The 15,079-nt window shown below is 46.3% G+C and carries 14 protein-coding genes and 2 tRNA genes; all 16 read right to left on the bottom strand.

The features are described from left to right. Nucleotide 1: 1 nt before the first annotated feature. Nucleotides 2–349 carry a four helix bundle protein gene (locus IMZ28_RS03800; RefSeq protein ID WP_197549421.1) on the bottom strand — a complete coding sequence of 116 codons (348 nt, stop codon included), beginning with the start codon at nucleotides 347–349 and terminating at the stop codon, nucleotides 2–4. 72 nt (nucleotides 350–421) lie between these two features. Next, nucleotides 422–1,651: a GDP-mannose 4,6-dehydratase gene (gene gmd / locus IMZ28_RS03795; protein ID WP_232087511.1), complete on the bottom strand. Its 1,230-nt coding sequence runs from the start codon at nucleotides 1,649–1,651 to the stop codon at nucleotides 422–424. A 22-nt stretch (nucleotides 1,652–1,673) separates the two neighbouring features. Continuing rightward, a complete protein-coding gene (locus IMZ28_RS03790) occupies nucleotides 1,674–2,033 on the bottom strand; it encodes a four helix bundle protein (protein WP_197549420.1) in 360 nt (119 codons plus the stop codon). Nucleotides 2,034–2,083: 50 nt separating this feature from the next. Next, nucleotides 2,084–3,580, bottom strand: a complete 1,497-nt coding sequence (locus IMZ28_RS03785) for a mannose-1-phosphate guanylyltransferase/mannose-6-phosphate isomerase (RefSeq protein WP_197549419.1) — start codon at nucleotides 3,578–3,580, stop codon at nucleotides 2,084–2,086. Nucleotides 3,581–3,583: 3 nt separating this feature from the next. Continuing rightward, on the bottom strand, nucleotides 3,584–4,942 hold the full coding sequence (locus IMZ28_RS03780) for a nucleotide sugar dehydrogenase (protein ID WP_197549418.1): 1,359 nt from the start codon (nucleotides 4,940–4,942) through the stop codon (nucleotides 3,584–3,586). Further along, entirely contained in the window at nucleotides 4,932–5,306 is a 375-nt protein-coding gene (locus IMZ28_RS03775) for a four helix bundle protein (protein WP_197549417.1), read from the bottom strand. The genes IMZ28_RS03780 and IMZ28_RS03775 overlap by 11 nt, the downstream gene beginning before the upstream one ends. Before the next feature lie 67 nt (nucleotides 5,307–5,373). After that, nucleotides 5,374–6,378: a glycosyltransferase family 4 protein gene (locus IMZ28_RS03770; RefSeq protein WP_197549416.1), complete on the bottom strand. Its 1,005-nt coding sequence runs from the start codon at nucleotides 6,376–6,378 to the stop codon at nucleotides 5,374–5,376. Between the two features lie 118 nt (nucleotides 6,379–6,496). Then, nucleotides 6,497–7,522: a UDP-glucose 4-epimerase GalE gene (gene galE, locus IMZ28_RS03765; protein WP_197549415.1), complete on the bottom strand. Its 1,026-nt coding sequence runs from the start codon at nucleotides 7,520–7,522 to the stop codon at nucleotides 6,497–6,499. Between the two features lie 426 nt (nucleotides 7,523–7,948). Then, nucleotides 7,949–8,023, bottom strand: a tRNA-Asn gene (locus tag IMZ28_RS03760). 30 nt (nucleotides 8,024–8,053) lie between these two features. After that, nucleotides 8,054–8,128 (bottom strand) — tRNA-Asn (locus IMZ28_RS03755). A 67-nt stretch (nucleotides 8,129–8,195) separates the two neighbouring features. Next, nucleotides 8,196–9,152 (bottom strand): radical SAM protein, encoded by a 957-nt coding sequence (locus tag IMZ28_RS03750; RefSeq protein ID WP_197549414.1) that lies wholly within the window; start codon nucleotides 9,150–9,152, stop codon nucleotides 8,196–8,198. Nucleotides 9,153–9,290: 138 nt separating this feature from the next. Further along, complete coding sequence (locus tag IMZ28_RS03745) at nucleotides 9,291–9,647, bottom strand: four helix bundle protein (protein WP_197549413.1); 357 nt, start codon at nucleotides 9,645–9,647, stop codon at nucleotides 9,291–9,293. Nucleotides 9,648–9,768: 121 nt separating this feature from the next. Continuing rightward, entirely contained in the window at nucleotides 9,769–10,818 is a 1,050-nt protein-coding gene (hemE, locus tag IMZ28_RS03740; RefSeq protein WP_197549412.1) for a uroporphyrinogen decarboxylase, read from the bottom strand. Nucleotides 10,819–10,925: 107 nt separating this feature from the next. After that, complete coding sequence (locus IMZ28_RS03735) at nucleotides 10,926–11,444, bottom strand: YqhA family protein (RefSeq protein ID WP_197549411.1); 519 nt, start codon at nucleotides 11,442–11,444, stop codon at nucleotides 10,926–10,928. After that, complete coding sequence (locus IMZ28_RS03730; RefSeq protein ID WP_197549410.1) at nucleotides 11,444–12,481, bottom strand: aspartate-semialdehyde dehydrogenase; 1,038 nt, start codon at nucleotides 12,479–12,481, stop codon at nucleotides 11,444–11,446. The genes IMZ28_RS03735 and IMZ28_RS03730 overlap by 1 nt, the downstream gene beginning before the upstream one ends. Beyond that, complete coding sequence (gene gyrA, locus IMZ28_RS03725) at nucleotides 12,481–15,021, bottom strand: DNA gyrase subunit A (RefSeq protein ID WP_197549409.1); 2,541 nt, start codon at nucleotides 15,019–15,021, stop codon at nucleotides 12,481–12,483. Before gyrA ends, IMZ28_RS03730 begins: the two co-directional genes overlap by 1 nt. Between the last annotated feature and the right edge of the window lie 58 nt (nucleotides 15,022–15,079).

Genomic DNA, 15,079 nt, shown 5'->3' with positions numbered 1-15,079 from the left:
TTTAATTACTCTCTTTATATGATTTTTTAAGACCATTCAACATTTTGGAAATATCATTAAGCTCTTTCACCCATTTCAAGCCCATACTCTTTTCAATATAGCCTATTTCGATACCAATATAAACCTGGGTGATTAGTTCAGCAGTCGAGCCTCGCGCAATCTCTATAAAACGTACTTTCTCTTTAGCCGAATCTTTTTCCAGTCCTTCAGCAATATTGCTGGCAATCGAAAGGGAGCTTCTTGTAATTTGATCTTTGAAACCATAATCTTTTAATTCCGCAAAGTTTTTATAGACTTCTACACTCAATCGACAACTCCGTTTCCAGACATCAAGGTTCTCACACTGCATACACTTTTACTCCTACTCATTTACACACTATATTCTATCTACGAGCTACATGCTGAACACTGCGCTTCGCGCTTATTCAAAGTAATTCATTATCGTATATCCACCATCTTGAAGATACTGGTCTTTTGTCATGAGTTTTAGGTCTGACTGCATCATGTCATTGACAAGCTCTTCTAGTTTGTATTCGCGTTTCCAGCCAAGTTTTTTCTCTGCTTTACTTGGATCACCGATAAGCAGGTCTACCTCAGTAGGACGGAAGTAGCGCGGATCGACGGCAACAACCTCTTTTCCAAGAAGATTAGTGATAGTGGATGGTGATAGTAATAGTGATTTGGCTCTCTCTTGGTTAACCGATTTAACAATACCGACTTCATCAACACCTTCACCTTTGAATTCCAATTCTATACCGCAGTAGGAAAATGCCATTTTGACAAAATCACGTACCGTTGTCGTCACACCTGTTGCGATGACCCAGTCTTCGGGCTCATCTGCCTGGAGGATCAGCCACATCATCTTCACATAGTCCTTGGCATGGCCCCAGTCACGTTTGGCGTCGAGGTTGCCCAGATAGAGTTTGTCCTGGAGTCCCAAAGCGATCTTTGAAGCTGCCCTGGTGATCTTTCTGGTCACGAAGGTCTCACCCCGTACCGGAGACTCATGATTGAATAAAATACCGTTACAGGCGAACATGTTGTAGGCTTCACGGTAATTCACAGTGATCCAGTAGGCATACATCTTGGCTACAGCATAAGGGGAACGCGGATAGAAGGGTGTAGTCTCACTTTGTGGTACCTCCTGCACCTTTCCGTAAAGCTCGGAAGTAGAAGCCTGGTAGATACGTGTCTTTTCTTCAAGCCCCAACAGTCTGACCGCTTCGAGAATACGAAGGGTTCCCGTACCGTCGGCATTGGCGACATACTCCGGTGTCTCAAATGAAACGGCAACATGGCTCATGGCGGCAAGGTTGTAGATCTCATCAGGCTGCACCTCCTGTATGATACGCGTCAGGTTCATGGAGTCGGTCATATCTCCATAGTGCAAAATAAGATGGCGGTTCTCAACATGAGGATCTTCATAGAGATGGTCGATACGGTCGGTATTAAAGAGTGATGCCCTTCTTTTGATACCGTGGACAATGTATCCTTTTTTAAGTAGAAACTCTGACAGATAGGATCCGTCCTGGCCAGTAATTCCGGTGATCAATGCCACCTTTGGTTCATTTGGGTTTTGTCCTCGTTCCTGCGGGATTGTCGCTTCGCTAGGATGGGTTTTGGATGTTGAATTTTGAGTTTCTTTATTCATTGACTGTTTTCCTGTATTTGTATTAATTACGTGTTACGTGCAAAGAACTACGTGTGACGATTTTTTCTCTTCGTACTTTTTGAAGGCTAGATAGCATTGAGAGCATAGTTTCTGACTCTTCTATCCATTTTCTGCCTTCTGATCTATCGATATACGTTTGTGTTGCAAATTCTGCTGCTGAACCTTTTGCTATATCGAGAAGCCTGACCTGTTCCTTTGGAGACTCTTTCTTCATGCCTTTAGCAATATTATTTGGAATAGAAAGCCCGGTACGCGTGATCTGGTCTTTAAAGCCAAAATATTTACACTCCTTAAAAGCTTTATAGACATCAGAAGAAAATCTAGCACTCTTCTTCCAAACATCCAATTTCTCACATTTCATCTTTCATTCCTTTGTCGTAACACGCAGCCCTTAGCTCATACCCCTTAACACTATGCTCTCTTAAAGTCATCCTCCATCCGAACGATGTCATCTTCCCCCACATACTCACCTACCTGTGCCTCTATCATTACCAGCGGAATCTTCCCGACATTCTCAAGGCGGTGTATCTCTCCGATGGGAATATAGGTGGATTCGTTGGCCCTGACGGCATACGTTTCCGTTCCCTGGGTTACTATGGCCGTACCACTTACAACAACCCAGTGTTCTGAACGGTGATAGTGTTTTTGCAAAGAGAGACGTTTCCCGGGTTTAACAACGATACGTTTGACCTTGTAGCCATTTGATTCATCGAGTATGGTATAGGTACCCCATGGTCTGTGTGCAGTCACATGAATGTTTGGCAGTTCAGAGTTTCTCTCTTTAAGCGTTTTAACAACCTCCTTGACCTTTTGGGAAGATCCTTTTTTTGAGATGAGCAAGGCATCTGCAGTGTCGATGATGATAAGGTCATCTACATCGACAACGGCAACTTGTTTCTCCGAAATGATCAAATTACCTGTTGCATGATTGGTAATTGGTAATTGGTCATTAGCCTTATGTTCTTTTTTCGAATCACTAAGCACTAATGACGAATTACTATTTTCATCTTTCGGCAATTCTTCGTAAAGTGCATCGAAGCTTCCAAGATCGCTCCAGTCAATGTCTGCGGGAACGACCTTTACCCTGTCGCTTTTTTCCATGACAGCATAATCGATCGACTCGGATGGAATATTCATCATCTCTTCATGATGAATACGTATTACGGCCTCTTGTTTAGCATTTTGGAATGCTTTTAATGATGCTGTATAGATCTCCGGGGCGTATTTTTCCAGCTCTTCCAAAAAGATACCTGCTTTGAAGCAGAACATTCCGCTGTTCCAGAAGAATTTAGTGATAGTGGATTGTGATAGTGATTGATCCTCTTGGTTCTTATTAATATATTGCTGTGCCGTTTGTTGATCCGGTTTTTCATGAAAATGAATAACATCCATCCCACTATCACTATCACTCTCAACTATCACTGAAGCAATCGCCTCAATATACCCAAACCCTGTTTCCGGATATTGCGGAGTAATACCGAATGTTACAAGGTTGTCCTTTTCTGCAAGATACTTTGCTTTTTCTACAGCTTCAAGATAGGCTTTTTCATCTTTGATGAGATGATCTGACGGAGTGACAAGGAGTGTCTCTTCAGGATCAAGTGCCAAACAGGCCAATGCGATGGCAGGAGCTGTATTGCGCCCGACGGGCTCCAAAAGATATTGTGTTGAATGCCGAGTATTGGATGTTGAGTTATGAGTAAGCTCTTCAAGTTGGTCTACTGCTAAAAAATACTGCTCAGCATTGGATACGATGAATTGACTGTCGCAGACTTTCTCGTTACGAATAACAGTCTTTTGGAAAAGAGACTCTTCCTCAAAAAGTTTAACAAACTGCTTCGGCATCAGCGTACGACTGAGCGGCCACAAACGTGTACCGTTTCCTCCGCATAGAATGATATTGGTCATCTGCTACAATCTCCACGTAGGATCTTTAATGATCCCCTTGATGTCTATGAGCACCGGTTCACCTGTACTGACAGTCTCATACTGGCTTCTATCGAGCTCTTTAAACACTTTATGTCCTACAGCGACAATGACTGCATCATACTTTTTATCTCTTTTAAACGGATCTGTGATGAACGTGAAATTCTTCTGATCTACCTCTTTCTCTTCGATCCACGGATCGTAAGCATCGATGCGGCAGCCATAGTCGTGCAACTCATCGATAATGTCAAAAACTTTGGAGTTTCTGATATCCGGACAATCCTCTTTAAAGGTGAGACCCATGACCAGTACATTGGCATTTTTGATCTTCTTGTCATGACTTATCATCTCTTTGATGGTACGCTCAGCAATATATTTGCTCATGCCGTTGTTGATCTGTCTCGCCCCCAAAATAAGGTTTGGCTTGTAGCCAAGCTCCTGTGCTTTGTGTGTCAGGTAGTAAGGATCCACACCGATGCAGTGACCGCCTACCAGACCGGGAGTGAGTTTGATGAAATTCCATTTGGTCGCTGCCGCCTCTATGACCTCCATGGTATCGATGCCCATCGTATCGAAAATGAGTGCCAGTTCGTTGATCAGGGCGATGTTGACATCTCTCTGGGTGTTTTCAATGACCTTTGACGCCTCTGCCACCTTGATGGAGGAAGCAAGATGGGTTCCTGCCGTAATAATGCTTGCATAAAGATCATCCACTACCTTGGCGATCTCAGGCGTAGAACCAGCAGTGACTTTGAGGATCTTTGTAACCGTATGCTCCTTGTCACCCGGGTTGATACGTTCAGGACTGTATCCACAGTAGAACCCTTTGAGTTCAGTAGATAGTGGATAGTGGATAGTGGATAGTGTTTCGGTACTGATATATTTGAGGCCGGAGACCTTTTCGAGTACAGGAACACAAACCTCTTCTGTTACGCCTGGATAGACCGTCGATTCATAGATGACGATATCGTCTTTTTTTAGCACCTTTCCTACACTTTCGGAAGCTTTGATAAGCGGTGTAAGGTCGGGACGATTGGAACTGTCTATAGGAGTGGGAACCGTCACGATGTAGATGTTGCAGTCTGCTATCTCATCCAGATCGGTAGTGAACTTCATACCATTTTCCAATGCTTCTTTCATCTGAGTGTCATCAAGCTCCAGCGTACGATCATACCCTCTGTTCAGTTCTTCAATCCGTTCCCCGTTAATATCAAAACCAACAACCTCATACTTTTCACTGAATGCATGCGCCAACGGCAGACCGACATAGCCAAGGCCGATGATAGCGATCTTGTGATCGGTAGATGAGTGGATGGAAGAATGTGTCAATGGGTTATCTGGCATTGTTTGTACCTTTTATTTTGAGATGTTTGATAAAGTTCAAAAGTTTTTTTCTTATTATTTCAATTTGTTTTAGTATTTTATCGGAATGTTCTCTGTTTACAAAATCTAATTCACAGGCAATAATCGTTTGTGTTTCGATTTCTGAAAGAGAACCCAAAGAGATATAACAGAACTGGATAAACTCTTTTAAACTGTTTCGTGCTGACCCCTCTGCTATATTACTTGGAACTGAAACGGAAGCCCGTCTTAACTGATTTGTCAAACCATACTGTTCCTGCGGTGGGAACATCTCAGTTAACATATATATATCTTTCACAAGGGCAATAGAAAGTTTCCAAACATCAAGATCTTTATGCGTCACCATTCAATATCTCCTCCTTATTCATACATCCACACATCCACACATTCACTCATCTTCCCATTTACCCACTTCAGCACTTCCTCTTCTGGCGTCTGATCATGGCTCCGAGTGAAAGGTAAAGCAGTACGAGATTAAGAATGAAGAGGATCAGGAGATAGCCTTCGTCCATCTCTTTGTCAAGCTGCAGTCCTGTGATGGAGTAGATGGCCTGGAGTATGCCCAGGAAGAGTACTGTTCTTCGTGTATCTTCGGCAAAAAAGTGTCTCAGTATATGGTGCATATGACATCTGTCCGCAGAGAAGACCGGACGTCCGCTGAGCTTGCGGCGGATCATAACGATGAGCGTATCGAGAATGGGCAGTGCCGCGATGAAGAGGACGCTGACCGTGGGCAGATACTCCAGCGACCTGATCGCCAGCAGAGAGATGACAAATCCCAGGGTCAGAGAACCGCTGTCTCCCATGAAAATGGAGGCAGGATGCCAGTTGAAAACCAGAAATGCCAAAAGTGCAGCGATGAATGCCATTGAAAGGATCATCATGAAGGTGTCATCGTGCTGATACCCCACGATAAAGAATGTTCCCAGTATCACGATGCTCACTGTCGCTGCCAGACCGTCCAGACCGTCTATAAGGTTAAGCGCATTGGTGAAACCCGCAACGGCGAACAGTGTGAAAGAGAGGGAAAACCAGCCAAAAGCAACAGGCTGACCGAAAAAAGTACCGATATCATCAATCACCAGACCGTCAAAAGAGAGAAAAAGCGTACTGACAATAAGGACAATGAACTTGGTGCGGGGAGAGGCGTCGCGGTGGTCATCGAGTATACCGATGAGAAAAACAAGAAAAACAGCCAGCAGACTCCAAGTATGCGCGGCCAGACTCTCAAAATGAAAGAGCGGCAGTACAACGGCAACCGCCAGGTAAAACCCTATACCCGCACCACAGGGAGTATGGCTGACATGGCTGCTCCTGCCGTTTGGAACATCGATCAGCCCTACCTTTGGCGCATAGTGTCTGACCACTCTTATCAGTACAAGGGAGAGGAGAAAGATCAATACAAACTCTATATACATAAACTCTTTCCCCCCCCAGGATAAATAAAACCAATTGCGATCTTGGCTAATATTGTATTATACCATACCGATCAACTGTACAACATTATATAGTGCTCAAAAAAAGAGCATTCTGCTGTCACTTCAATCTGTCACTGCAATAGCCGTCCGGATTTTGGCTCTGCCACCGCCAGCTGTCCCGGCACATCTCTTCGATGCCCTTTTTGGCCTCCCACCCTAGGACCTCTTTTGCATAAGTCGGATCGGCATAACATTTGGCGATGTCACCGCTTCTTCTCGGGGCAATGACATAGGGGATCTTTCTGCCGGAAACCTTTTCAAACGCTTTGACCATGTCGAGTACGGAGTACCCCTGCCCGGTACCGAGATTGACGGTGAGCACACCATCGGTCTGCGGGAGCTTCTCCAGTGCTTTCACATGTCCTGCGGCAAGATCGACCACATGGATGTAGTCTCTGACCCCTGTACCGTCATGGGTATCGTAGTCATCTCCGAAGACACTCAGTTTCTCCCGTTTGCCTACCGCCGTCTGGGAGATGAAGGGCATAAGATTGTTGGGGATGCCGTTGGGGTCTTCACCGATGCGGCCGGAGGTATGTGCGCCTACCGGGTTGAAGTAGCGAAGCAGTACGATCTTCCATTCAGGATCAGAAATATAGAGGTCTCTGAGGATCTCTTCTACAAAGAGTTTGCTTCGGCCGTAAGGGTTGGTCGCCGAAAGGGGAAAGTCTTCTCTGATAGGCGTCGTCTGCGGGTCGCCGTAGACCGTGGCCGAAGAGCTGAAGACAATGGACTTGCAGCCATGCTCTGCCATGGCCTCGCACAGAACGACAGTACCGCAGACATTGTTCTCATAGTAGCGAAGCGGATCTTCTACCGACTCCCCTACCGCCTTGAGTCCTGCGAAATGAATGACCGTATCGATCGTATGCTCTGCAAATACGCGCGCCAGATCATCACGGCTGCGGATGTCGCCCTCTACCGTGACAAGCTCTTTTCCCGTGATCTCCTCTACCCTTCTTATGCTCTCGGGAGAAGCGTTGCAGAAGTTGTCAAAGACCACAACCTCATACCCCTCCTCAAGCAGTTCCACACAGGTGTGTGACCCGATGTACCCTGCTCCGCCCGTTACCAGAACTTTCAATACGCAATCCCCCCCTTTTTAGAAATTATCTCTCTGGTTAATATTATAGCATTTTAGTGTTTAGTGATAGAGGGGGGGTTAGTGATAGTGATAGTGATAGTTGATAGTGATAGTGATAGAGACGCTTCGCTTAGTGATAGTGATAGAGGCGCTTTGCGCAGAGTTCAGCGTTAAGCGTTCAGCGTTCAGGATGTGTGTGGCGCAGTGATAGTGATAGAGACGCTTCGCTTAGTGATAGTGATAGTGATAGTGATAGAGGCGCTTTGCGCAGGGTTAAGCGTTCAGCGTTCAGGATGTGTGTGGTGCAGTGATAGTGATAGTGGGGGTTTTTAGTGATAGTGATAGTGATAGTGATAGTTTTTAGTGATAGTTTTTAGTGATAGAGACGTTTCGCTTAGTGATAGTTTTTAGTGTTTTTTTTGGAAGTGGCTCCGGCACCAGGATTCGAACCTGGGACCAAATGATTAACAGTCATCTACTCTACCGCTGAGCTATGCCGGAATGGTTAAAAAAGAACAAAACCTGAATTTGTGGCTCCGGCACCAGGATTCGAACCTGGGACCAAATGATTAACAGTCATCTACTCTACCGCTGAGCTATGCCGGATCAGTCAAATGCACAAGTTTTGTGGAGTGAGATTATAGAGAAAAAGTCCTTTAAAGTCAAGGATTTTTCAGGCTTTTTTGTAAAAAATCACGCCATTTGAATCAACCGGTATGATTTTCCCTTCATTTTTCAATGTTTCAAACCTTTCTCGGCTTGCATCATCCAGCAGAACTTCTACATCTTCCTGCGTCAATGGACGCTTGGAGAGGGTCTGGAGTATCTCATCGCTGCCATAGTCTGAAGGGGCCGCCTCTGCCTTTTTGCGTGAAGCGATGTAGACTGGAAGCGAGGCATCGAACTGACGGCTGACGGCAAGAAGCTCCCCATAGCTTAGCGGCTTGACATCAAAAGCAGGCGGACGGTCAATGGTACCGATGTCGATGCGTGCAGGCTGGAGTTTGAGCAGATAGTCATTAAGCTGCGCTGTCTCCTCTTTGGAATCGTTAAGCCCCTTGACCATCAGGATCTCGATAACAAGAGGCCCTTTGTAACGCTCTTTGAACAGCAGCATCCCCGCTTTGATCTTCTCCACATCGATACCGCTGTGGGAACGGTCAAGTTTTTTCAGACACTTCTGTGTTGCACAGTCAAGCGAGAGCTTCACCTCGTCAAGCTTCAAAAGCGCTTCCTGCACGTCAGGGTCATCGATGGTCGAAGCATTGGAGAGAATGAGGGTTTTGGTAGTACCCTTGATCTTGTTGATCTCGTCAATAAGTTCATTCAGATGCGGATAGAGTGTCGGCTCACCGTTTGCTGTGATGGTCAGTACGTCGATATCCTGATGCTCCCTCAAGCCCTCTTTGACGGCATTAACGATCTGCGAAACAGGCAGGACTTCATCCTGCCCTGCCATCGTCTTTGCCGCATCAAGCTCACAGTAGAGACAGTCAAAGTTGCACTGCTTTTTGGAAGGACTCAGGTCGATCCCGAGTGATTTGCCGAAACGGCGGGAGGAGATTGGTCCGAAGATCACCGGAGGTGAGGGTTCAGCGTTAAGCGTTAGGCGTTCAGAATTATTTGGCATAACTTCTCTTTAATGTATTTAACATTCGTAGAATCTCATTGAGTTCTTTTATCCGGAAGAGTGATAGTGATAGTGATAGTGGATGGTGGGAGTGATGGTGATAGTGATAGTTGTGGTGATAATTATTGATAGAGGTATTCATCGGTTTTCTTTATTTTTTAATGAATTGATAAGTCCGTTTAACATTCTTCTTATTTCATTGATCTCTTTGAAATACACATCTAAATCATTAAAAAAGCCAACGTTTTTACCAATGATCAATTGTGTCTCAAGTTCTGAAGCTGAGCCTAATGATATATAAAGAAACTGAATAAATTCTTTAGTTGTATTCCTTCCACTTCCTTCTGCAATATTAGAGGGAATAGAAACAGCACACCTTTTGATTTGATCAGATAGCGCAAAAAGCTCTTCTTTTGGCAAACATTTTACCAGTTGATAAATATCAGTCACAAGTTCAATAGATCGCTGCCAAACAACCAACTCTTTATAGTCCATCTATAACCCCACCACCACTATCACTTCCTTCTATCACTAAAAACTATCACTAAGCGTAGCGTCTCTATCACTATCACTATCACTATCACTAAGCGTAGCGTCTCTATCACTGTGCAAGAGCTTAGCTCTTTGCACTTACTCTCTGGCATTCCTTAACGAAATGTATCGCATTCTCTACCGGTACATCGGGGAGTATGCCGTGTCCGAGGTTGAAGATGTGTCTTTTGCCTCCCATGATATTCTGAATGGCTTCTACGCACTCCGTGGTAGCTTCTTTGGAATAGAGGCGGCATGGCTCCATGTTGCCCTGGAGAACATACTTCTCTCCGAGCTTCTCTTTTGCCATTGCCATCGGTGTCCCCCAGTCGATGCCGAGCACATCGAAGTTACCGTAGATTCCGCCGCGTTCGATGAACGCTGCAATGCCTTTGGGGAACATGATGACCGGGATATGCGGGTACTTCTCTTTGAGATACTCTGCAATCTCCACCATGTACTTCCAGCTGAACTCATCGTATTTGCCCGGTTCGATCGCTGCTGCCCAGCTGTCGAAGATCTGTACGACATCGACACCGGAGAGGATCTGCTTCTCCATATAGTACTTGACCACTTCGGTCACTTTTTCAAGGATGTTGTGCAGGAGTTCCGGGTTGGAGTACATCATCTTTTTACAGATGTTGTAGGTCTTTGTCCCCTGGCCTTCGATCATATAGGTCGCCAGAGTCCACGGTGCGCCGGTAAATCCGATAAGGGCTTTTTCATCACCTCTTTCATCAAGCTGCTTTCTAAGCAGTTTGATAGTGTCATAGACATAGGTCAGCCTATCTGCCGCTTCTTCTCCGCCGATGAGCCTGTCCAGATCTTCCTGTGTGGCAATAGGATCGGAGAACTTCGGTCCTTCACCTTTGACAAAGCTCAGATCCATTCCCATCTCATCGGGAATGACAAGGATGTCGCTGAAGAGGATCGCAGCATCCACTCCGACAATATCGAGCGGCTGTATGGTCACCTCTGCTGCTTTCTCTGGATCGTGACAGAGAGAGAGGAAATCACCTGCATCTGCTCTTACTGCCATATACTCGGGCAGATAGCGTCCTGCCTGTCTCATCATCCATACCGGTGTATAGGGGGTCTCTTTGCCCAAACAGGCATCTACAAATATTTTACTCATTATTTTCCTTCATTTTCACAAATAATATCATTTTGGAGATCAAAGCTCTGACTCCCGCTTATTCACAGACCTGGCAGGGAGCCTGGTATATGTTTCAAAAGATCCGATCAGTGCTTTCCAACTTTACCGAGGAAATAGAGTCCTACCGAGACCGCTGTGATCGAAAGTGCCAGATAGAGCAGCTCCAGCGGCTGCGTGTACTCTGCCAAACCTACTTTTTTGAAAAAACCGACCACCAGTACCATTACAATGACCTTGGAGATCTTGTCTTTGAGCTGATCGAGCGAATGGATGGCAAGAATCTTGTTCTTTCTCTCTTCCATTTTGGCTACATCGATCTCAGAGATGAAGAGCTCATAGATACCGAATGAGAAGAGCAGCATCACCACACCGATCAGATAGAGGTCGACCGCACCGATCACCTCTCCTACGACCTTCTCGTGAAACTTGTCAGGATGAAGATGGTTCGCATAGACATCGATGACATAGGCGGCAATATTGTAGATATCAAAACTTGCCACGATAAAGAGCACAGTGGCTCCGATCAGACCGAATACCACAGCGGATATGACCATAAAACGTGTTGCCCAGAGGCTTCCCTCAAATGACTCTTCCAACCACTTCATCAGATATTCTCCTGCAGTTTGATCCACTTCTGTGCGATACGTACGGCATTGGTCGCCGCACCTACTCTAACCTGGTCTGCCACACCCCACATATGAAGGATGTTCTCCGCAAAGATATCTTTTCTGATACGTCCGACATAGGTATAGTCCGTATCGGTGGAGATGATCGGCATAGGGTATTGATGCGTCTCAAGGTCATCGACGACCTTGACATTCTCAAAGTTATCCAGCGCTTCTCTCGCTTCTGCAACACTCACATCGACTCCCTCTTTAAAGGTAACGGTGATGGACTCGGAGTGGGATCTGAGTACAGGCACACGCACACAGGTCGCACTTACGGCAAAATCGGTATGCATGATCTTGTTGGTCTCGTTGACCATCTTCATCTCCTCTTTGGTGTAGCCGTTCGGCTGCGGCGTATCGATTTGGGGAATGACATTGAGCGCAATCTTGTGCGCAAAGGCCTTTACCTCACTCTCATCCAGTTTGAAGGCAAAAAAGTCCTGCATCTGTCTGACAAGCTCTTCCATACCTGCTTTCCCGGCTCCCGAGACCGCCTGATAGGTACTGACATCTACACGTTTGATACCGTAAAGGTCATGCAGAGGCTTGAGCAGCTGTACCATCTGAATGGTCGAACAGTTTGGGTTTGCAATGATACCGGTATCTTCCCACAGCTCAATGTCCTCAGGGTTCACTTCCGGTACGACAAGAGGGACATCCGGGTCCATTCTGAAGTGGGAGGTGTTGTCGATGACCACAGCCCCCGCTTCTACCGCATATTTGGCATAGTGCGCAGAGATACTCCCGCCGGCACTGAAAAAAGCGATATCGATATCGCGTCCTTCGAACACACTTTCGGTCAGCTCTTCGATCTTATAGGTATTTCCCTGGCACTCCACCTCTATCCCTGCACTGTTGGCACTTGCCAGAGGCAAAAGATCATTGATGGGGAACTTCACCTCTTCAAGGACTCTGAAAAGTTCTTCCCCTACGGCACCTGAGGCACCGACTACTGCAATATTGTATTTCTTCATTATAGCAATCCTAAACTGTTGTCATTATTGTTGTTTTCACTACTGCTCTTGGCAGCTTCCTCTCCACCTTCGCTCTGCGCTTCGCTTGTTGCTTCAGGCTTCTCTTCTTTCTGGCATTTTGCCATACTTACTACAGTATCCTTTTTGTCAACCGAGACTATCTTGACACCTGAGGTGTTACGTCCGGCTTTTCGTATCTGCTCCATATCCACACGGATCATTTTGCCTACAGAGGTCAGACACATCAGGTCTTTGTCCTCTTCGACCTTTACGACACCGACCACATCACCGGTCTTCGATGTCAGTTTCATGGAAATGACCCCTTTGCCCGCACGGTTCTGCTCACGGTATTCACTGGCAGTGGTACGTTTTCCCAGACCTTTTTCGGAGAGCATGAGCAGCTCTTCATCTTCACTTTCAATGGTCGTTGCACCGCAGACATAGTCACCGTCGATCTTGAACTTGATGGCTGTCACACCGCGTGAAACACGCCCGATCTCTCTGGCATCCTCCACTTTGAAACGAATACACAGACCCTTTTTCGTCGCCACAAAGAGCCACTTGGTCTGAGGTGTGACTATCTCCGTTCCGACGATCGCATCATCCTCATCGAGGTTGATCGCCCTGACACCGCTGCTTCTGATATTGGAGTACTCAGAGAGGTTCGTACGCTTGACGATACCGTTTTTGGTGAAGAAGACCAGACTCTTCTCATCAGAGAAGTCCGTTGTCGGAATAATCGCCATGATCTTCTCATTGGGCTGGAGATTGATCAGGTTGACCACTGCTTTCCCCTTGGCCGTACGGGACCCTTCCGGAATGCGGTAGACTTTGAGCCAGTAGAGCTGTCCTCTGTCAGTGACGAACATCAGTGTATCGTGTGTATTGGATGTAAAGAAGCTCTCTATGAAATCGTCATCGTATGTCGTGACAGCTGTTTTCCCCTTGCCGCCTCTATGCTGCTTTTCGTACATCTTCACAGGTACACGCTTGATATAGCCTCTATGGGTAATGGTGACGACCATCGGCTCATTTGGAATAAGGTCTTCAATGTCGATATCGTCATAGTCATCAACAATTTCAGTACGTCTTGGCGTTGTGTACTTCTCACCGATCTCGACCAGCTCTTCGCGGATAATGGCATTGATCTTTGATTCGGACTTGAGAATACTTTCGAGCTCGGCGATCGTCTTCAACAGCTGGGCAAGTTCATTTTCGATCTTTTCGATCTCAAGACCTGTCAGACGTCTCAGACGCATCTCCAGGATCGCTTTTGCCTGGATCTCGGAGAGTTTGAAACGCTCCATGAGGTTGTTTCTGGCATCTTCGTCATCTTCTGAAGCACGGATGATCCTGATGACCTCATCGATATTGTCGACCGCGATCTTGAGACCTTCCAGAATATGCGCTCTGGCCCTGGCTTTCTCAAGGTCGAAGATGGTACGTCTGATGACCACCGTTTTTCTATGATTGAGGAAAAGATCGAAAAGCTCCATCAGGTTGAAGACTTTGGGCTCTTTGTTGTTAATCGCAAGCATGATGATACCGAAGGTCACCTGCATCTGCGTGGACTTAAAGAGATTGTTGAGTACGATCTCGCTCATCGCATCACGCTTGAGCTCGAGTACGACCCTGATACCTTCACGGTCCGATTCATCACGGATCTCACTGATCCCCTCGATGTGCTTGTCACGTACCAGCTGTGCGATATTCTCAATAAGTCTTGCTTTGTTCACCTGGAAGGGAAGTTCATCAATGATGATGACCTCTTTGTTCCCCTTCTGTTCGATGTGTGTTTTGGCACGTACTTTGATACGCCCGCGTCCGGTAGTATAGGCATCGGTGATCCCCTTGCGGCCGAAGATGATACCGCCGGTAGGGAAGTCCGGTCCATGTACGACCTTCATGAGATCTTCGACCGTTACTTCAGGGTTGTCGATGCGCATTACCAGTGCCTCGACCAGTTCATCCAGACGATGAGGCGGAATATTTGTCGCCATACCGACGGCGATACCGCTTGAACCGTTCAGCAGAAGATTGGGTACACGGGAGGGTAGCACATCGGGTTCTACCATCGAGTCATCGTAGTTGGGTACATAGTCGACCGTATCTTTCTCGATATCGCTCAGGAGCTCTTCTGCTATTCTAGTCATACGCGCTTCGGTATAACGCATTGCTGCGGCATTGTCACCGTCGATAGAACCGAAGTTCCCCTGTCCGTCTATCAGCGGTGCCTGCATGGAGAAATCCTGCGCCATACGCACCAAAGCATCATACACGGCATTGTCACCGTGTGGGTGATACTTACCGATCACATCCCCGACGATACGCGCGGATTTCTTGTAGGGTGCACGATGCGAAAGGTTCAGATCGTTCATTGCGTACAGGATACGTCTGTGAACCGGTTTGAGCCCGTCACGTGCATCGGGAAGCGCCCTACCGATGATGACACTCATGGAGTAGTCAAGGTAGCTAGTCTTGATACTGTCCTCTATCAATACCTCTTCGGTATTCTGACCATCTTCAAACAAATCAGCCATTCTTTTCCTTTTTAAATTAAAAATTGATAGATTTTATCCAAATTTGTGTTAATAAAAG

Source organism: Sulfurovum indicum (genome assembly GCF_014931715.1).
Lineage (GTDB): Bacteria > Campylobacterota > Campylobacteria > Campylobacterales > Sulfurovaceae > Sulfurovum > Sulfurovum indicum.
This window is presented reverse-complemented; position numbering and strand designations above follow the sequence as displayed.